This window comes from Agrobacterium sp. CNPSo 3708 (assembly GCF_028674915.1).
Taxonomy (GTDB): Bacteria; Pseudomonadota; Alphaproteobacteria; order Rhizobiales; family Rhizobiaceae; genus Agrobacterium; species Agrobacterium cavarae.
Genome location: NZ_JAQZSF010000011.1, coordinates 116,320 through 134,689, shown reverse-complemented (window position 1 = coordinate 134,689; position 18,370 = coordinate 116,320). Strand labels below are relative to the sequence as shown.

At 58.9% G+C, this 18,370-nt stretch carries 14 protein-coding genes and 1 tRNA gene; 5 read left to right on the top strand and 10 right to left on the bottom strand.

The annotated features are described in order from the left end of the window. Positions 1-578: 578 nt before the first annotated feature. Positions 579-1,415 (bottom strand): helix-turn-helix domain-containing protein, encoded by an 837-nt coding sequence (locus PVA19_RS21290; protein WP_062445280.1) that lies wholly within the window; start codon positions 1,413-1,415, stop codon positions 579-581. 252 nt (positions 1,416-1,667) lie between these two features. Here PVA19_RS21290 and PVA19_RS21285 point away from each other — a divergent pair, with 252 nt between their 5' ends. Together PVA19_RS21285 and PVA19_RS21280 are read left to right on the top strand one after the other, a co-directional pair. Continuing rightward, the gene (locus tag PVA19_RS21285; protein ID WP_274104104.1) at positions 1,668-2,591 is read left to right on the top strand and encodes a fatty acid desaturase; all 924 of its coding nucleotides are present in this window, start codon (positions 1,668-1,670) and stop codon (positions 2,589-2,591) included. Continuing rightward, on the top strand, positions 2,588-3,355 hold the full coding sequence (locus PVA19_RS21280) for a phosphate/phosphite/phosphonate ABC transporter substrate-binding protein (RefSeq protein ID WP_274104103.1): 768 nt from the start codon (positions 2,588-2,590) through the stop codon (positions 3,353-3,355). The genes PVA19_RS21285 and PVA19_RS21280 overlap by 4 nt, the downstream gene beginning before the upstream one ends. 14 nt (positions 3,356-3,369) lie before the next feature. Here PVA19_RS21280 and PVA19_RS21275 read toward each other — a convergent pair whose 3' ends face one another. The 7 genes from PVA19_RS21275 to PVA19_RS21245 form a co-directional block, all read right to left on the bottom strand. Beyond that, the gene (locus tag PVA19_RS21275; protein ID WP_274104102.1) at positions 3,370-4,866 is read right to left on the bottom strand and encodes an HAL/PAL/TAL family ammonia-lyase; all 1,497 of its coding nucleotides are present in this window, start codon (positions 4,864-4,866) and stop codon (positions 3,370-3,372) included. A 77-nt stretch (positions 4,867-4,943) separates the two neighbouring features. Further along, positions 4,944-5,684, bottom strand: a complete 741-nt coding sequence (gene hutC / locus PVA19_RS21270) for a histidine utilization repressor (RefSeq protein WP_274104107.1) — start codon at positions 5,682-5,684, stop codon at positions 4,944-4,946. A gap of 92 nt (positions 5,685-5,776) precedes the next feature. Next, positions 5,777-6,691, bottom strand: coding sequence for an ABC transporter substrate-binding protein (locus PVA19_RS21265; protein WP_113328057.1), 915 nt, complete (start codon positions 6,689-6,691; stop codon positions 5,777-5,779). Between the two features lie 63 nt (positions 6,692-6,754). Further along, positions 6,755-7,426, bottom strand: coding sequence for an ABC transporter permease (locus tag PVA19_RS21260; protein ID WP_062597551.1), 672 nt, complete (start codon positions 7,424-7,426; stop codon positions 6,755-6,757). After that, the gene (locus PVA19_RS21255) at positions 7,423-8,073 is read right to left on the bottom strand and encodes an ABC transporter permease (RefSeq protein ID WP_062445271.1); all 651 of its coding nucleotides are present in this window, start codon (positions 8,071-8,073) and stop codon (positions 7,423-7,425) included. Before PVA19_RS21255 ends, PVA19_RS21260 begins: the two co-directional genes overlap by 4 nt. Beyond that, positions 8,070-9,185, bottom strand: coding sequence for an ABC transporter ATP-binding protein (locus PVA19_RS21250; RefSeq protein WP_274104101.1), 1,116 nt, complete (start codon positions 9,183-9,185; stop codon positions 8,070-8,072). Before PVA19_RS21250 ends, PVA19_RS21255 begins: the two co-directional genes overlap by 4 nt. Positions 9,186-9,417: 232 nt before the next feature. Further along, a complete protein-coding gene (locus PVA19_RS21245; protein ID WP_274104100.1) occupies positions 9,418-11,283 on the bottom strand; it encodes a glycoside hydrolase family 15 protein in 1,866 nt (621 codons plus the stop codon). Between the two features lie 406 nt (positions 11,284-11,689). Here PVA19_RS21245 and PVA19_RS21240 point away from each other — a divergent pair, with 406 nt between their 5' ends. Then, a complete protein-coding gene (locus PVA19_RS21240; protein WP_274104099.1) occupies positions 11,690-14,185 on the top strand; it encodes a methyl-accepting chemotaxis protein in 2,496 nt (831 codons plus the stop codon). Between the two features lie 70 nt (positions 14,186-14,255). Here PVA19_RS21240 and PVA19_RS21235 read toward each other — a convergent pair whose 3' ends face one another. Next, positions 14,256-14,615: a hypothetical protein gene (locus tag PVA19_RS21235; protein ID WP_130977556.1), complete on the bottom strand. Its 360-nt coding sequence runs from the start codon at positions 14,613-14,615 to the stop codon at positions 14,256-14,258. Positions 14,616-14,915: 300 nt separating this feature from the next. Between PVA19_RS21235 and PVA19_RS21230 the strand changes: the two genes are divergently transcribed. Both PVA19_RS21230 and PVA19_RS21225 read left to right on the top strand, forming a co-directional pair. Beyond that, on the top strand, positions 14,916-15,245 hold the full coding sequence (locus tag PVA19_RS21230) for a DUF2322 family protein (protein WP_274104098.1): 330 nt from the start codon (positions 14,916-14,918) through the stop codon (positions 15,243-15,245). A gap of 649 nt (positions 15,246-15,894) precedes the next feature. Then, a complete protein-coding gene (locus PVA19_RS21225; RefSeq protein WP_082447464.1) occupies positions 15,895-17,211 on the top strand; it encodes an MFS transporter in 1,317 nt (438 codons plus the stop codon). A gap of 588 nt (positions 17,212-17,799) precedes the next feature. Here the strand turns inward: PVA19_RS21225 and PVA19_RS21220 are convergent. After that, a tRNA-Ser gene (locus tag PVA19_RS21220) sits at positions 17,800-17,889 on the bottom strand. Positions 17,890-18,370: the final 481 nt, after the last annotated feature.

Sequence of the window (18,370 nt, the reverse complement as noted above, 5' to 3'; positions counted from 1 at the left end):
ATCTGCCTTTAAATAGTTATGGTAAATAGTTCTTCGCGCTGTGTAATAATCTGTTAACAAGAAAATAGGAAGAATAGCGTCGTCCGTTAGTTTAGGGTCAGTAATGACGTTCAATTCAGACAAAATTTACTCCTGAGTGACAGCCTGATGGCTCTCAAGGAGTCTCAGCCGTGTCACTCAAACTTCGAAATATTATTCTCGCTGTCGCGACGTCCCTCGTCATGTGGGTGATGTTGATACAAGGTTCACTGGTAACGTTTCGGTTCTTTCACCCGCAGACGGACATGATGACGACCGCAAGCGTTGGACGGTGAACCACATCTCGAGATCGTGTGTCCAGCAGTCTGGTAGCAACGAGTTGCGTGGGTACCACGATAAAGCGCGTACCAGTTAGCAACCGATTCACCATGCTCTGAGGCTGTGCTGCAACCCAAAGAGCTTGCGGCAAGGATGCGGTTGAGAAACCGGTCTCAAGCAGGTCCGCAGTGGTATGCTCATCTGTAGCAATGCCCCGACGGTTTTGCGAAGACCACGCATAGCGAATTGGACGCGTTACTGCGTGCTGTCACCACGACCCATCACGCAACCTCCAGACTTTTAACAAAATCAGCACTCTCATGAGCATGAATGCGGGTGAACCGGATCAGTTCGTCGAAGTGGCGCTGCATCTTGCGGATGGATTCGGCGTTATTGAGAACGAGATACATGCCGCCCACGAAGATCGCTGCGCGCTGCGAGCCGAAGATCGTATAGGGTACGGAAAAGCGCTCTTTCTCGTTGAACAGGAATAGCCGGAACGACGGGTAAAGCTCGTTGATGAGTTCGGACATGTATTGCAGCTGTGTCGCCCTGATCTCCTTCTTCAAGCCACTCCACATGCCGCGCCCCTGGGCAAAAGCTTCCAGCGTCTCGCAGGGCATGCAGACTTCCATATCCGTGCCAGGCTGGCGGTTGTAGTCGAGTCGGAAGGCGGACTCGCTGGCTTGTGCTTTCACACTTTGATGCGCGCTTTCGGCTTCGAAGGCGATGATTTGCGGGGTGCGCAGCAGGTCCGGGATGCGGGCCGGCACGTAGCGGATCTTCGACCCCGTCGCCTCGGCATGCCATTTCATCAGCAGCGTGTCGGTATAGTCCTCCCCGCCTTCCTCAATCTCGAAGCTCGGGCGTAGTTCTCCCGTCAGGCCTGGATCGTGCGAGATGCCGAGCAGCCAATCGAGCGATACGGCGTGGCGTTCGGCAATGTTGAGAAGAGTTTCCACGCGCGGTAGTCGCGCCGAATCACCCGACAAGAGCTGTGATAGCGCCGAGCGGTCGATGCCGATCCCAGCCGCAAAAGCCGAATGGCTGTCACCGGACCGCGTGACCAGCTCCAGCAAGCGTAGACGAAAGAGCTCCGCCAAGGCACGCTTGTCCATAATCTACCTTAATGTTTACTATTATCAACATTGTATAGTTTCTGTTATCAAAATCAACAGTCGGTCACCAAACTCTCATTGTGCACCTTGCGGCTCGGTGAGATTCTGTCCCGGGGCAAAGCATCAGGGGATATGATGAGCGACACGTCATTCGATAGGCAACACCGAGGAATCCATCACCGTCGAACAAGGGCGCCTAGAATAGAGTGGCCGACAGTCGCTCTACTTCTTGCATGCTACGGCCTGTGGGGGATGGCCGGCTACAGTCTTTATCAGGCCTATCCTATCGTCGCGCTCGTGCTGATGGGCGTGGCAGCCGCGCTTCACTCGTCGCTTCAACATGAGGTTCTCCACGGGCATCCGACGAGGAGTGCCAAGGTTAACGAGGCGCTGGTCTTCGCTCCGCTTGGGGTGTTTTACCCCTATCGCAGTTACAAGCGGACGCATCTTCAGCACCATGCGGATGAGCGTCTCACCGATCCCTTCGATGATCCCGAGAGCTACTACCGCGCCATGAGCGACTGGGAGACGATGCCGGCTTTGCTGAAGCGTCTGCTTGCCTGGAACAACACGCTGATTGGACGTGTGCTGATCGGCCCGCCACTGATGGTGGTTGGGTTCACCGCTTCCGAATGGCGCAAGATTTTCAAGGGAGACCGCAAGGTCATCATGGCATGGACCCTCCACCTTGCCGGGCTCATTCCGACTTTGCTGGTGGTCTCGAACCTGTTCGGCATTCCCCTCTGGCTCTACATCGGGGTCTCCGCCTATCTCGGCGTTTCCATTATCGCCATCCGCTCCTATTGCGAGCATCAGTGGGCGGAGCAGCCGGATGGGCGCACGATCATCGTCGAAAATTCGCTTCTCGCACCGCTCTTTCTCTATAACAATCTGCACTTCGTGCACCACAAGCTGCCTACCGTCGCATGGTACAGGTTGCCGTCGCTCTATCGCGCGGGGCGTGCAGAATGGCAAAGGATGAACGAGGGATATGTCTTCGCCAACTATTTCGAGGTTTTCCGCGCATTCGCTTTCAAGGCGAAGGAGCCGGTGGTGCATCCTGCCTGGCGACGGGCGGAACCGGTCGTCGCGAACGATATCGTTGTAAAGAATCAGGGCGAGGTCGCGAACTATCAAGCCGCGGGCGGTACCGCAATTCCGGATCTTCCGGCATGACGTGGATTGCCGCTCTGCCGATGTATGACTGGCCGGAAGTGCGATCCGATGTGGATCGCAGCTGGGAGATAATGCGCGCCCGCTTCATCGCGAATGGCATCGATGCGCCTGAGCAACTCGTTCGACGCAACGCGGACATGCCACCGGTTCCGGGCGGCATCCGTGGCGGGGATGGATCGATCATCGCGCCGGACCCGGCAACGCTCTATCCGGATGCGCTCGATCTCGATGTCCTGTGGCGCCATCCGGCTCTTCTCATCTCCGCTACCTGTTGGGGGCCAATGGAGCTTGGCTTGCAGGATCACGTCCAGGTCATCGGGCAAAGCCCGTATGAAGATGTCGCGGGGGGCTCGGGAATATTCTATTCGAGCGCCATTGTTGGTCGTAGAGGGGAGGGCGCCAGCGTGATGGCGACTGAGACCGGCGAACCGGTCTTGCCGATCTTGTTATTTCGAGGAAGAAAACTTGCCTTTAACGAGCACCGCTCGATGTCCGGTCATCTGGCCTTGAAGCGCGATCTGGAAGCCATGGGCGAAAGCTTCAAGCTGTTTTCCGAAATGGTGGAAACCGGAGCGCATCGGGCGTCGGTGACGGCTGTCGCACGGGGAGAGGCGGACTTCGCGGCAATCGACTGCCGGTCCTGGATGCTGGCTGAGCGCCATGAGCCTGCGGCCAGGGATCTGCATGTCGTTGGCTGGACGGGACGGCGCAAGGGCCTGCCCCTCATTCGAGCCAGAAACATCCATCTCGACTTCCTCATGTAGGCGCGGCGCGCATATCAGACAGTTTGATGAGGAGGCGGGATCTTCGACAGGAGCGCCCTGGTCTTTTCCATGTCGGATGAGATCGGCCGATCGTCCGAATAATGGCTGACGTGCGAGCGGAGCAGGCTGCAGAGCGCGTCCGTACCCGGTGCTCTGCGCGCCACGGTTTCCAGAAAATCATGGGCCTGCGTGGCCGCCAGCCACTCGATCGCCAGAATGTATTCGGCATTGTCGATGACGGCGAGAAGCTTGTTGGCCGCAGCGGTCGGATGAGCGAGGAAATCCTCCTGCAGCGCCGAGGTGAGGCCGCCATCGGTGGAGGCGGGCGCTGCAAGCCTGCGGTTCTCATTTGCAAGCGCCGCTGCCGTATATTGGGCGATCATGAAGCCGGAATGGCTGCCTGGGTCGGAGGCGAGGAAGGGCGGAAGGCCGCTCACCAGCGGGTTGACCAGGCGGTCGATCCGCCGTTCGCTCATGGCCGCAATTTGCGCAATGGCAATGGCAAGCGCGTCGGCGGCCTGACCGAGTGCCGGCGCCACCGCATGGGCTTCCGACCAGACAAGCGGCTCCTCCGGCGTGCCGGCGACAGCCGGGTTGTCGGTGACCGACGCGAGTTCGCGGTCAACCACGGCGGCGCATGTCTCGAACAGATCGCGTGCAGCGCCGTGGGCATGGGGGATAGAGCGCAGGCTCAGCGCATCCTGTGTGCGCCGGCCTCTAGCGGCTTCGATCAGTCCGCTGCCGGCAAGACGTGCCCGCAGCACCTCGCCCACCTTGGCAATACCATCGGAGACGCGCAACGACAGCACGGCCTCGCTGAAGGCTGGCATCTGGCAGCCGGCCGCCTCTAGCGTCATGGCGGCAATGGCATCGGCCCAGTCGAGCAATTGCGCGGCCCGGTCCAGCGCGATGCTGGAGAGGCCGGTGGCGCAAGCGGTGCCGTTGACGAGGCTCAATCCCTCCTTCGCGCCGAGAACCAGTGGCTGAAGTCCCAGCGCCGCCAAGGCCTCACGCCCGCTCAAGGGACGTCCGGCGATATGGGCGGAGCCTTCCCCAATGAGCATCAGCGCCGTATGCGCATTATGCGTCAGGTAGCCGGCCGATCCGCGGGAAGGAACATCCGGAATGCAGTCGCGTTCGAGAAAGGTGGTGAGATGGCGAACGATCTCCAGGCTGACGCCGGAATATCCGTGGGCGAAGTTGGCGATCTGCGCGGCGATGATGGCGCGCACTTCACGAGGGGGAAGAAGCGGGCCGACGCCGCAGGCATGGCTCAGAATGATGCTGCGCGAAAGCTTGCCCTGCGCAGTGCGATCAACAACGGTATCCGAAAGAGCGCCGACGCCGGTATTGATGCCGTAGGCACGGATGCCCCGCTCGACGATGCTCTCGACGATCCGCGCCGCGTTTTCGATCCGCTGAATTGCAGCGTTGGTGAGCGCAAGTGTTTCTCCCTGGCCGACCTTTGCCACGTCCTGCCAAGTCAGCCTGTTATCGAGCAACACGGTCATTCGGTTTTCCTGATAATATTCAATGGAAAGAGAGCGTCCATCTGGAATGCGCGGTTGCAGCTTTCCCAGACGCTGGATCAGGTGCTGTAGAGGCGATAGCGGCTGCCGGGGTAAAGCAAGCGTACGGAAGAGATCACGCCGGCGTCAGACCAGGTGCGGCGGCGCACCAGAAGGCAGGGCTCCGTCTTGGAGATGGCAAGCAGCTTGCACTCCCACGGCTGCGCCGTCACCGCCTCAATATGCTGCTCGGCCCTCACGATCGGCGCGATGGCGGTCAGATATCCGTTCGGCGTCGCCTTGCCGAAATCCTGATCGATATAGTGCGGAACGATGGCGTGGTTGACGAAACGATCTTCGATCTGCATCGGTACGGCATCTTCCGCGTGCACCATGATCGAATGTGACACCGGGCTGCCGACTTCGATCGACAGTGCCTCTGCCAGTTCGGCATCGCAGCTTTCCATCCGCAGTACGATGACATTGGCCGTATGGACACCGCCATTGCGCGTGATTTCGTCGGCAATATTGGGAACGCTCTGAAACTGCGACGTCCGCTTCTTGCTGGCGACGAAAGACCCCTTGCCCTGTACGCGGACGACGAAGCCTTCATCGGCCAGTTCGCGCAGTGCGCGGTTGGCCGTCATGCGGCTGACGCCAAGCAGCTCGACCAGTTCGTTTTCGGACGGCACGCGATGGCCGACGGCCCACTCGCCGGTTTCGACGCGGCTTCGAACATAATCCTTGAGCGTGACGTAAAGCGGCTTGTCGGAGGCCTGCTCGTGCTGCGCTTTTTCGATCTGTTTCTCTACCGTCTGCATGGGGCTCCAAAAGGCGAACGACGAAGGTTCGGCACCGGACGCGTCCGGCGCGCGTGTGCGGGTATGGTGCGTGCCATACCCGCAAACAGCCGTCAGTTCAACTTGTGCGTCGTCAGCCATTCTTCGGCAACCACGTCGAAGCTGTCATGGTTGGCAAGGCGACCGTTCATGACGATCAGGTCCTTGGTCGTCAGAGCGGCCGAAACCGCATCCAGCGTCTTGGTCACCGTGTCGTTGACCTTGGCCTTGGCCATGACCGGCACGATGTTCTGGGCTGGGAACAGGTTCTTGATGTCTTCCAGAATGATCAGGTCGTTGGCAGCAATTGCCGGGTCCGTCGAGAAGAGGTTTGCCGCCTGAACCTGGTCGTTCAGCAGTGCCGAAAGGGTCAGAGGGCCACCGACGTCGAGAGACTTGAACGACTTGAATTCAAGACCGTAGAGTTCCTTCAGGCCAATGATGCCTTCCTTGCGGGTCTTCCACTCCGGCGGGCCACCAAGCACCAGTTCGGACGCCACGGGCTTGAGATCAGCAATGGTCTTCAGCTTGTATTTCTCGGCAGTGGCACGGGTGACCGCCACACCATCGGAATCCTGAGCCGCGGATGGCGTCAGCATGACGACACCCTCTGGCAGCGCCTTTGTCAGTGCTGCAGCGACGTCCGCCGGCGAATGGGCGGTGGCGTTCTTGTCGAGATAGCTCAAGGTCGCGCCGGCATATTCCGGCAGGAGGTCGATCGAGCCGTCGAGAAGTGCCGGCATATAGACTTCACGGCTGCCGATGCTGAGCTTGGTTTCCGTCTTGATGCCCTTGGCGGCCAAAGCCTTGGCATAAATCGTGGCCAGAAGCTGGCTTTCAGGGAAGTCGGCCGAGCCGACGATGATGGTGGACGTGTCCGAACGCTGAGCCGGAGCATTCCCGAGAGGGTCGGTCTGCGCAAGCGTCGTGGTAGCGGAAAGCGCGATCAGCGCGAATGCGCCAGCGGCTTTTAAGATATTGAATGCCATGCAAGCTACTCCTTTTGTGTCAACGTCTTCAGAATGAAAATGCAGTTTTGGTTGATGCCCACCCTATGCCCGGCGGGTTAGTCCTGGTGAGACCGTGAGCCTCGATATGATGCCGATCACTAAGTCGACCATAAGGGCGAGCGCACCGACCAGAACGGCGCCCGCCGCCATCTGGTAGTAGTCGTTCTGCGCACGGCCATCGATGATGAGGCGCCCAAGACCGCCGAGCGATACGTAAGCCGCAATGGTTGCCGTTGAGATGATCTGCAATGTCGCGCTCCGAAGCCCGGAGAAGATCAGCGGCAGGGCGCAAGGAAGTTCGACATCAAACAGAATATCGAGCGGCCGCTTGCCCATGCCGCGCGCCGCATCCACCGCTGCCGGATCCACCGCCGCAACGCCGGCATAGGTCGCGCTCATGATGGGCGGCACGGCCAGCAGCACGAGAACGATGATGCTGGGCACGATGAACGCCATGTCGGAGGCAAAGACCGGACCGAAAAGAATGACGAGCAACACGATCAGGCCCAGGCTCGGCAGTGCACGCAGCGCATTGGCAAGGCCGGCGATGACAACCACGCCACGGCCGGTGTGGCCGACGTAAAGACCGATCGGCAGGCCGATCAGGCAGGAGAAGAAGAGGGCAACGCCGCTATAGATCAGGTGCTGGATGACGAGCGCGAAGACGCCGTCGGTGCCTGTCCAGTGGGCCGGATCGGAAAACCATGCGATCATCGTTCTGCACCTCCGGGCTGCCATGGTGTCAGGCGTTTCGTGGCAAAGAGCACGATCCCGTCGAGCAGCGCTGCCAGCAGCACGCACAGAACGATACCGGCGATGATCGGCGTCAGGAAGCGCAGTTGAAGCCCTTGTGTAAACAGAAGACCGAGCTGCGGCGTTCCGACGAGTGCCGCCACGGAAACGATACTGACATTGGATACCACCGCGACGCGTAGGCCCGCGGCAATCACCGGCACGGCAAGCGGTAGCTCAACGAAGAGAAGCCGCGGTAATGTGCGGTAGCCCATGGCATTGGCAGCCTGAATGACATCGGGCTGTACGGAATCGAGGCCGTCGGTGACAGTGCGGATGAGAAGCGCCAGCGCATAGATCGTCAGCGCGACAACCACGTTGAGCGGATCGAGAATGCGCGTGCCGAGAGCGAGCGGTAGCAGAACGAAGAGGGCAAGCGACGGGATGGTGTAGAGCAAACCAGCCGCACCAAGCATCGTGGAGCGGAAGAAGCCGGCCCGGTGCGCAAGCCAGCCAAGCGGCAGCGCGAGGAGGAGACCAATGACGACGGGGATGACCGAAAGCCAGAGATGCCAGAGGAAGAGTTCGGCGATACGGCCGGACTCGCGGTACAGCCAATCGAACCTCATGCTTGCGCCCTCGCGCGACCGGTGCGTGCGGCCTCGATTGCGGTGACAACATGAGACAAAGTGACGGTGCCTGCCAATGTGCCTGACGGACCGACGATCACGCCTCGGCCAGAGGGTGAACTGAGGGCGGCGTCAAGAACGTTGCGCAGGCTGCTGCCTTCCACCGCAAGCGTGCCGCTGAGATTGAGATCGCCCTCTCTCACAGGAGCCTTGATGCTTTCCACATCGGCCCAACCCAACGGGCGGTTCTCGGCGTCGGCGACGAGCACCCATCTGTCGGTCGCAATCTGGCGAAGGGATTCTGGCGTGGCGCCGAGTGTGGCTGTCGGTTCCTTGCCAAGTTGCACGCCTTCATCGTTGAAGTCGGCAAAACCTAGGATACGATAACCCCTGTCGCGTCCGATGAAATCGGCGACGAATTCGTCCGCGGGTCGTGCCAGCAATTCCTGGGGAGTGGCGATCTGCGCCAGCGTTCCGCCAGTGCGCAGAACCGCGACCTGATCGCCAAGCTTCAGAGCCTCGTCTATGTCATGCGTGACCATGATGATGGTCTTGCCGATTTCACGCTGGAGGCGGAGGAACTCGTCCTGCAATTGGGCACGGACCACCGGATCGACGGCGCTGAAAGGCTCGTCCATCAGCATGAATTTTGGATCTGAAGCGAGTGCACGCGCAACGCCGACGCGCTGCTGCTGGCCGCCGGAAAGCTGCCAGGGATAGCGATTGGCGAAAGCGGAAGAGAGGCCGACGCGCTCCAGGAGATCATGGGCAGTCCGAAGCGCCTGCTCCTTGGGCGTTCCGTTCAGCCGCGCGGTCGTTGCGATGTTTTGTACGACGGTGCGGTGGGGAAAGAGGCCGGCATTTTGAATGACGTAACCGATCTTGCGGCGCAGCAGCGCCACATCCATGGCGTCCGTCGGTTCGCCATCGAGAAGAATTCTGCCCGAGGAAGGCGTGATCAGCCGGTTGACCATGCGAAGCGACGTCGTCTTGCCGCAACCCGATGGTCCAACGAAGATGGTGAGCTTGCCGCTGGGAGCTGTCAGCGACAGATTGTCGACAGCTGTGGTCGGCCCCCGATAGTGCTTGCTGACATGATCGAATGTTATCATAGGCGCGTCCCCTTTTCTGGTCCCGGATGTCGCCAGCGATCCGGTCTCCTTGGTTGTCTATACAAGCACGAAGTTATGCGGTGCGCAAGCAGGGGTGCTTAAGGAAAATGCGTCTTTTTTTGTGCTTAAATCTTATGCTGAGGCTATAGCGCTTCCGCGACGCTGACGACCGCGGATGGCAGGCGGGAATGAAGCAAGAGGGCTGGCATGACGGTTCCCGTCATGACGGATGTCAAGGCCGCCATTGCTGCGGACTTTTGCCGTCAAGCTCTCTGTCCAGATAGAAGGCGGCACTGATCAGGGCCAGATGTGTAAAGGCCTGCGGGAAGTTTCCGAGCAATTCACCGCGGTGGTCGAACTCTTCGGCGTAAAGGCCCAGATGGTTGGCGTAGTTCAACAGTGCTTCGAAGGTCGCACGCGCCTTCTTCAAGTCACCGGCCCTTGCCAGGCATTCGGCATACCAGAACGAGCAGGCAGAGAACGACCCTTCCTGACCGCTCAAGCCATCTTCGCTCTTGTAGCGATGAACCAGTCCGTCATCGGCGAGCGTGTCACCGATCGCGTCCAGAGTTGCCAACCAGCGCGGATCGGTGGCGCTGACGAACCTCACAAGCGGCATCAGCAGCAGCGAGGCGTCGAGGGTGTCTCCACCCTTGGTCTGCACGAAGTGTCCTTTCTCCTCGTTCCAGAAGTTTGCCCAGATGTCTTCGTAGATATTGTTTCTAACGTCGATCCATCGGCTGAAGGGTGCCGCAAGCGATCGCTTGCTCGCCAGGCGAATGGCGCGGTCGACTGCGACCCAGCACATGAGGCGCGAATGCAGGAAATGCTGCGGGCCGCGCCGCATTTCCCAAATGCCGGCATCAGGCTCTTCCCAGTGTTCGCAAACATAGTTGATGATGTCGCGCACACCGTTCCAGCCATCATGGGAAATGGCATGGCCGTATTTGTTGCTGAGATAGACGGCATCCATCAACTCGCCATAGATATCGAGTTGCACCTGTTTTGCCGCACCGTTTCCGATCCGCACGGGACGCGCTCCGCCATATCCACTTAAGTGATCGAGAGATACCTCATCGGCGACCGTGCTTCCGTCGACGGCATACATGATGTCGAGCTTTCCATTCGCACCGCATCGCATCGCGCGTTTGCCGATCCAGGATGTGAAGTCTTGCGCTTCCTGCTGATAGCCAAGCCGCATCAGCGCATAGACCGTGAAAGATGCGTCGCGGATCCAGGTGGCCCGGTAGTCCCAATTTCGGACCCCGCCAGGCGCCTCTGGCAGCCCGAAGGTTCCCGCGGCAATGATCGATCCGTGGCGGCGTGACGTCATCAGTTTCAGCGTCAGGGCAGAACGGGTCACGATTTCGCGCCACCGACCACGATAGGACGATTGTGCGGCCCAGTCCTGCCAATACTGGATCGTCGCGTCCTCGAACCCCGCAACGTCTGCCAGGTCCATTACCTCTTCGTCGGCGCCGGTCAGAACGAAATCGGCTGTTTCTCCGGCGGTCAGGTTTGCCTTGCAGATCACGTCGCCATCGAGCGCTTGGAGCGTGAGACTGGAAGTGAGCCTGATCCCGTCGCAGTGCTTCGGCCGCCAAAGGGCAGTGTGACCGTCAACCTCCGCTGTTTCTTTCTGCCTTGCATAGTCGAACCGAGGCGCACAGCGTAGCGTGAGGGCAATCGTCCCGCGTGTCACTCTCAGTCGCCGCACCAATTTCGTTGAGGTAGAGGCACTGTCTTCCCTCACCGCCATGAAGTCCGTGAGTTCGGCGCTGGCGTTCTCGCCCATCCAGCGAGTGACCAGCACATTGGTATCTGGCCGATAATGCTGCACGATCCGAACGTCGGGAATATCCGGCAGGATTTCAAACAGACCACCGCGTTCCGGATCGAGCAGGCCGGCAAAGATGGTTGGGCTATCGAAATTTGGCCAACACATGAAATCGATCGCACCGTCTTTAGCAATAAGCGCCAGTGTTGCCAGATCGCCGACGATACCGTGATCTGAGATCGGCCGCGGGATCTTGCTGCCCGCGTTCTCATCTCTTGAGAGATTATGGCTTTCGACGTCAGAGTGCGTGCGGATGTCCATTCGATAATCCATCATGTGTGATCGCATGCCAGCCGAAAGAAGCGTCTCATTTCAACGTGTCGAAAAAGTCGAGCAGTGCTTCTTCATCCATGACATTTTCTTCACAACGTCATCTTTCGCCTTGTGTTCCAAGCCCGCCAATCTCTTAGCGAAAGGACTGTATTCCGTGGCGAGAGTGGAAGGTGCCGAGACATGAAGACCAGACCTCGTCGCCCAAGCGCATCGTGCATCAACAGCGACGACCATGACATATGATGCAATCCTGCTGATACCGGGGCCTTTTCGAAGACAACTCCGTATCGGCCTGGCCGATACTCGTTCGATACTTAAGATGTTTTTTATCCATTTCCTCTAGCGTCTGCCGGTGGTCAGCCGGCTAAGCCGCTGTGGGGAAGAGGGTACGAGTATGGCAATATCCCAGAAGGTGAAGTCGATTGGTTTCAGAACGACGGGTGGGATGGCGTTGCTGCTCATATCGGTCGTGCTTGTGGCGGTCGTTGGCATCCGGGGCATGGGGAGCCTCACCGGCGCCGTAACCCAAACGGTGGATACATCGAAGGTGCTGATCGGCGCCAACAAGGCGGAAGGCGCGATCATCCAGTATCTCGTCAGCAAGGATCCCAAATGGATCGACGAGGCTGTCGGCGCTCTCGATACGGCCCAATCCAAGCTCAACGCGCTGGCTCTTTCCACGAGCGAGAAATCCGAACTCTCCAGCGGGATCGCCAAGACATCCGACGCGGTAAAAGCCCTTGCGGCCTCGCAGGATACTGTTCAGAAGGCGGGGACTGCCTTGCGCGATGCGGCTGGCAGCATGGTGACGCTTGCCGAACAGACCGAGAAGACCTCTCAGGATATCGCCAGCCAGGCAGAGACCAATTCCAACAACGCGTTGGTGACGCTCAACAGCATCCGCATTCTCATTCAGAACGCCAGCACCTTCAATGAAGGCATCAACGCGATCGAGCTTGCGCTGGTTCGTGCCGCAGGCCAAGGTGCTCAGGTCTCTGCCGCGCAGCTTGCCGAACCGATGGCGCGTGCCGAGGCAGGCCTTGCCGAAGTCGTGAAGCTCGGCGGCACGCCGGACATCCAGCCGATCGTCAGCAATCTGGCCGCGACATTTGCGGATATCCAAGGAGCGATTGCCAAGGACAATGGCGCGGCACTGGTTTCAACGCAGGATTTCGCGCTGTTCTCCAAGATTTCCACCATCACCCAGGCGCTTGACGAAGCGCTGCGCAAATCCGCCGAGACCGAACTCGCCTCCAAAAGCGAGAAGGACAAGGCGCGCTCCAAGGCGCGCATCATTTCCGGTACGGCGCGCAATTTCAGCAATGTGTTGAAGGACACGCTTGCCCAAGTCGAACGATACCGCGTCCAGCCGTCGACAGAGTCCGCCGAGGTGATTGCGGCCGGGCTGAAGAAGGCGCAAGCGCTGGGCACCATGCTGTCGAAAACCAGCGGCACCGATATGACCGCCAATCTCGCTCAGCTCGGTCAGTCCTTCGACGCGATGAAGACCAATCTGGCGACATCCGACCAGCAGGCGTCGCTCGTCGTTTCCACATTGCAAAGCGTTACCGACGGCATCGTGAAGATCGCCGGCGAAATCGCCTCGACTTCGGAACGTCAGGGCAGCCAGGGCACATCCTGGATGTGGGGTGCTGGCCTGTTCAGCCTTGTCCTGGCGATGGCGATCGCGCTCTTCATGGTTCGCTCCGTGGCTCGCCCGATGATGCAGGTGGCGCAAGCCATGGCGCGGCTCGCACGGGGCGAGGCCGACACCCAACTGAAGCTTGCCAAGACAGACAACGAAATCGGTGAGATGATCGGTGCGCTGCAGGTGTTCCAGCAAAATGACCGCGCCCGCATCCATGCCGAGGCGGAGGCCGATCGGGAAAGACAGCAGGCCGAACATATGCGCCTCGAGCGCGAGGCTGAACGCATGACGGAAGCGCAGGCGATGGAACATGCCTTCCGCCAGATTTCGACGGGTCTTGATGCGCTTTCCAAGGGCGACCTGACAGCACGTATCGGCGCAGTCGATCCACGCTATGATCGGATCAGAGACCACTTCAATAGCGCGGTTTCTACGCTGGAAGAGGCCATCGATGCGGTGATCCAGAGCGTCGGCACCATTCAGTCGGGACTGTTTGAAATCTCAAGCGCCTCCAACGATCTCGCCCGCCGCACGGAGCAGCAGGCCGCTTCTCTTGAAGAAACGGTTGCTGCACTTGGTGAAGTGGCAAGCGGCATCAACGGCACTGCCGATGGCGCAAGCCACGCGCAGAAGACGGTGTCCCTTGCCAAGACCAATGCGGAGAGTGGCGGTGTCGTGGTGGAGCGCGCCATCGGTGCCATGAGCGAAATTCAGGAATCCTCCACGAAGATCGGCAACATCATCGGCGTGATCGACGAAATCGCATTCCAGACCAACCTCCTGGCGCTGAATGCCGGGGTGGAGGCGGCCCGCGCCGGAGAGGCTGGCAAGGGTTTTGCTGTCGTCGCTCAGGAAGTGCGCGAACTGGCGCAACGATCGGCCGGTGCCGCACGCGAGATCAAGGCTCTGATCTCCACATCGTCAGCCCAGGTCACGACAGGCGTTCAATTGGTCGATGAAACGGGGATGTCGCTGAAAGATATCTGCGAGCAGGTGGGCGGTATCAGCGCCATCATCGACAGGATTGCGACTGCAGCGCGCGAACAGGCGGTGAGCCTGCGCGAAGTCTCCGCTGCTGGCGACGCAATGGACAAGGTGACCCAGCAGAACGCGGCGATGGTTGAGGAGACGACTGCGGCAGCGCAAACCCTGGTGCACGAGACCGAAAGACTGGCGCAGATGGTGGGGCAGTTTGCCACCACGCGTTCGGTCAGGGGCGGGATGCACGCTGCGGCAGCTTAAGGCTGCCGCAGGTGATCTGTTGTTCGGCACTCGGATGACCTATCGCTTCGCAAAGCCGATCAGGCCGTTTTCACGCCTCGACGGGTTCGCGCACCTCATCCAGTAGGAAATGCACGATAACGTATCGTGTCGTATATTTGTGGCCGCTGTCTGCCACGCCTTCTTCGCTGCCGCCATCAGAAGGGTGCCACTGCCGGTAATGCGGATTGTTGGCGATGAGCGTAATCGCCTTGCCCGAAAACTTGCCGTCCAATCGGTAACGCGCTTCCGCCAGGGGCCAGATCTTCTCGAAGTCGTCTTGGGTGATGCGGGCTTTCAAGGCCTTTCTCGTGGTCGGCTCCTTGCCGCCGCCGACGCCCTCTGCCGGTGGAATGGAGAGGTTCACCTCTTCGGCATGGTCGAGTAGAGCGGAAAATTCCTCTGGCCACATGCGTCTCATTATTGCTCCTCCCAAAGACAATGATCTTACAACACCGCGATGATAGCGCCTTTATGCCGACAGGCAATCAGGATTTTTGCCTGCGTGATGGCAGCGAAAGCGTCAATTCAAAAGCTCAGTCGATGCCGGTGGCGGCAGCGTGATGAAGCTGCTAAACGCTGGCGAAACAGACGCCAAAGCGCCGTGCGTCCTATTGGATGTACAAAGACGCCTTACCTTTTTGAATCGACGCATCGTGCTTTCCGAAAATCGAGTCTGATTTTCGGGCCGATGCTCTAGGAGAACCTGATCATGATTGAGCCTACCGCTTCCTTCAAGGATAACCTGCAATTGCTGCCTTCGATCGAAGGACTGGCGCAGATCAATCTGATCGATGCTGACTGCAATATTGTTGCCACGATCGAAAACCAGCCCGGCAAGCAAGGCTCGCTCGCCGTCTATCAATATCTCGAGCAATGCTTCGGTCTGCTGAACAGGCAAGCAGCGACCCATGGACTCGATATTTTCGCCGAGCACACGGCCGACGCAAAGAACCGTCCCGGCGCCCATCCGAACATCGACCGCTTGCTGGAGATCGTGGCCGGTGCGGCTCCATTGAAGATCGAACTCGCGGCGCGCTGATTGTTGCGCATGGCCCAGCAACAAGAACGCCGGCCAGTCAACCGCTCTTGACCGGAACGGAGCACGGCCTGCGCTTAGGAAGCCCTATAGCGCCGTGCGTCCTATTGGACGCACAAAGGGCGCTTCACCTTTTTGAATCTACACATCATGCTTTTCCAAAAATCGAACTCGATTTTCGGGCCGATGCTGTAGGCGCATTTTGCCTCACCAGACCCACGGTCACCGATGGAGTGACCGCATCCAGCCGCATCTCTAGCCTTCGTCTATGTCAGGCGAACTCGTAAGGCGGAGCGCACACGTCGCGCAGCGTTTATCCGCAGAACGCCCTATCAATCATCCGACCGAGACCCCGACCAACAGACGATAGCGAGCCAGCGTCCTCATGAGAAATGACGTTGCGCCCGTCATCCCAGCGTCGCCTGTCGTTCGCATCGGCTCGCCCCGTTTCATCTATTTACTGGTGGAGAGTTGATTGATAAATGAATGATGCTGGCCATCATTGGAGGACATCTGTTCGCCCGTTGATGTTGCCCGGCATGCCGAAGGCCTTCCATCGTTCTGAAAAGATCGGTGCCATCTGCTCGATCCTCAGAAGCAGAGCAATCCCGCGGCCTGCGGTGAGTTCATCATGCTAGGGAGGTTCGATGTCATGATAAACCCAAAGAGTGCGCCCGCCGGCGCCACGAAAGTTCGATATTTTATTCTGTTCATGTGTTTTGTCGGGATTTCGATCAATTATCTCGATCGCGCCAATATGAGCGTCGCACTTCCTTTCATCGACTCCGAGCTTGGCCTGAACCTCACCAACACCGAGAAAGGCTTGATTCTCGGCGCGTTTTTCTGGGCCTATGACGGCATGATGCTGCTTGCCGGCTGGATCACCGACAAGCTTGGCGCGCGCAAGACCTTTTCGCTTGCCGCCGTCTGGTGGTCGGTCTTCACGGCTTTGACGCCGCTCGCCTACAGCTTCTGGACCTTCTTCGCCGTTCGTTTCGCGCTCGGTGCCGGTGAAGCCCCCGCCTATCCATCTGCCACCAAAGCCGCCTCACGCTGGTTCCCGAAGAGCGAGCGCGCCTTTGCAACGGCTGTCATCGACTCGGGCTCTCGCGTCGGCACCGTCTTGGCGCTGCCCATCGTCACGGCCATCATCGCTGTGGCGACCTGGCACTATTCCTTCATCATCCTCGGCGCCGTCGGCATCATCTGGGCCTTCTTCTGGTACGTGACCTACCGAGATCCAACAGAGCATGAGCGGGCAAACGACCTGGAGCGTCGCTACATCATTGAGAACGGTGGGCGCACCGTCGAAAACGACGACCCGGAGGCCGCCAAGATCAAATGGGTCGATCTCTTCAGATACCGCACCATCTGGGGCATGATGATCGGCTTTTTCTGCCTCAACTTCGTGATCTACTTCTTCCTCACCTGGTTCCCAAGCTACCTGAAGACCGCCCGCGGCCTCAACCTTGCGGAACTCGGCCTATATGGAATGCTGCCGGGTCTCTCTGCTGTCGTCACCGCATGGATTGCCGGCGCGCTGGCCGATAGAGCAATCCGCAATGGTGCCAATGTCACGACGGTGCGCAAGATCATCATGGTCGGCGGCATGCTGGGTGGCGCTGCCATCCTGCCGGCATCGTTGACGCAGTCGCTCTATATGGCGCTGTTCTTCTTGGCGATCTCCTACAGCAGCCTCGCTATTGCCGCGACAGGCATCTGGTCGCTACCCGCCGACGTCGCGCCAAGCTCCCGCCACGTCGCCTCGATCGGCGGCATCCAGAACTTCGCCTCTAACATCGCCGGCATCATCAGCCCGCTGCTCTTCGGCTTTCTGCTGGACATGTTCGGCGGAAGCTACACGCCATCCTTCATGATGGCGGCCGGCATGGCACTGGTCGGCGCCTTCTCCTACGCCTTCATCGTCGGTCGCGCAGAACCTCTTCCGATCCTGCCGCCGCGGTCTTGATGGGTTTCGGCTGAACAGCACAAAAACTCATGACGGCCTGCCTGGGCCGTCATGATCGCCTGCGTAGAGAGGCCAATGATGCAGCGGAACCCGCTCTCACTTGGCATAATTCTGCAAATGCCAATATGCCATCAGGTGCCGCCTGAAACTGATGATTAAGATTACATCCACCGGGCGGCCCATCGATGGACGGCCGAGCCATGTCGCGCACAAGCGGACCATGATAGAAGCCTCAGAAATTCTTCAAAGGTGCTGGCAGTTTTTGAGAAGAGCTGTCGACGAAAGTGCTGAGATAGTGCTTTTCGGTTATTCAGGAAACAATACCCACCTGCATCAAATGATTGCTCAGAAGCGAAGCAGCAAATCAGTCGGAGTCGTTGAGTGGCTAGGTGCCGGGTTTAGAGACGTTCGACAACCATTTTGGGACGAGCAGCTGGGCGGAGAGATAAAGCTGCTTCTCAAAGAGGATGTTTTGATATTCACAGACTAATAGAGCGCCTCAGATGTGGCCCTCGCCAATTTGCGCAGCGGCATTCACACTTCGAATAATCGGAAAATCATGAAGAGCGCTGATAACCAAGGCCAATATGGCGGAGAGGGTGGGATTCGAACCCACGATACCCTTGCAGGTATGCCGCATTTCGAGTGCGGTGCATTCGACCACTCTGCCACCTCTCCGGCGCGCTGTGGTAAGCGGGCCGTTCATAGCCACAGCCATGGCGCCATGCAAGCGTAAAATTCTCTTTTGTCTTGAAAACCATGCGAATTGCGATCCTGGGAATAGGCAGGGTTTCGATATCACGCCGGCTAAGGAGTCCTGGAGTTCGGTAAGCCTCTTTATTCCAAAGTTTCGACCTCCAGCAACAGCACGTCCGCGCGTGGCAATGTGTCTTCCATGCAGTTGAGTAAGCGCCTCCAGGGGCGTTCAAACGCAGTGTCGGAAATCCATGCGGCCTGCGACCCTTTGCCAATTGGCGGGCTCTCTGGCACGTTCATTTGTATTCGGCTATTGTGCCTCTGATTTGAATGAGGTCACGGCATGGAGTGGTCGCTGCCGGCAACGGCAACGCTGACTTTAGTCGGGACCAACTCGATTTTGGTACTCGGATTTTATAGTTGCGGTTGGCGTGTTCGGGAACGATGCTGCCTTGATACGTTT

Coding starts and splice junctions, on each gene's coding strand:
- PVA19_RS21255 (WP_062445271.1), bottom strand. CDS start 8,073: ATGAGGTTCGATTGGCTGTACCGCGAGTCCGGCCGTATCGCCGAACTC.
- PVA19_RS21225 (WP_082447464.1), top strand. CDS start 15,895: ATGATAAACCCAAAGAGTGCGCCCGCCGGCGCCACGAAAGTTCGATAT.
- PVA19_RS21275 (WP_274104102.1), bottom strand. CDS start 4,866: ATGACCGTGTTGCTCGATAACAGGCTGACTTGGCAGGACGTGGCAAAG.
- PVA19_RS21260 (WP_062597551.1), bottom strand. CDS start 7,426: ATGATCGCATGGTTTTCCGATCCGGCCCACTGGACAGGCACCGACGGC.
- PVA19_RS21240 (WP_274104099.1), top strand. CDS start 11,690: ATGGCAATATCCCAGAAGGTGAAGTCGATTGGTTTCAGAACGACGGGT.
- PVA19_RS21265 (WP_113328057.1), bottom strand. CDS start 6,691: ATGGCATTCAATATCTTAAAAGCCGCTGGCGCATTCGCGCTGATCGCG.
- PVA19_RS21250 (WP_274104101.1), bottom strand. CDS start 9,185: ATGATAACATTCGATCATGTCAGCAAGCACTATCGGGGGCCGACCACA.
- hutC (WP_274104107.1), bottom strand. CDS start 5,684: ATGCAGACGGTAGAGAAACAGATCGAAAAAGCGCAGCACGAGCAGGCC.
- PVA19_RS21280 (WP_274104103.1), top strand. CDS start 2,588: ATGACGTGGATTGCCGCTCTGCCGATGTATGACTGGCCGGAAGTGCGA.
- PVA19_RS21235 (WP_130977556.1), bottom strand. CDS start 14,615: ATGTGGCCAGAGGAATTTTCCGCTCTACTCGACCATGCCGAAGAGGTG.
- PVA19_RS21285 (WP_274104104.1), top strand. CDS start 1,668: ATGGCCGGCTACAGTCTTTATCAGGCCTATCCTATCGTCGCGCTCGTG.
- PVA19_RS21245 (WP_274104100.1), bottom strand. CDS start 11,283: ATGGACATCCGCACGCACTCTGACGTCGAAAGCCATAATCTCTCAAGA.
- PVA19_RS21290 (WP_062445280.1), bottom strand. CDS start 1,415: ATGGACAAGCGTGCCTTGGCGGAGCTCTTTCGTCTACGCTTGCTGGAG.
- PVA19_RS21230 (WP_274104098.1), top strand. CDS start 14,916: ATGATTGAGCCTACCGCTTCCTTCAAGGATAACCTGCAATTGCTGCCT.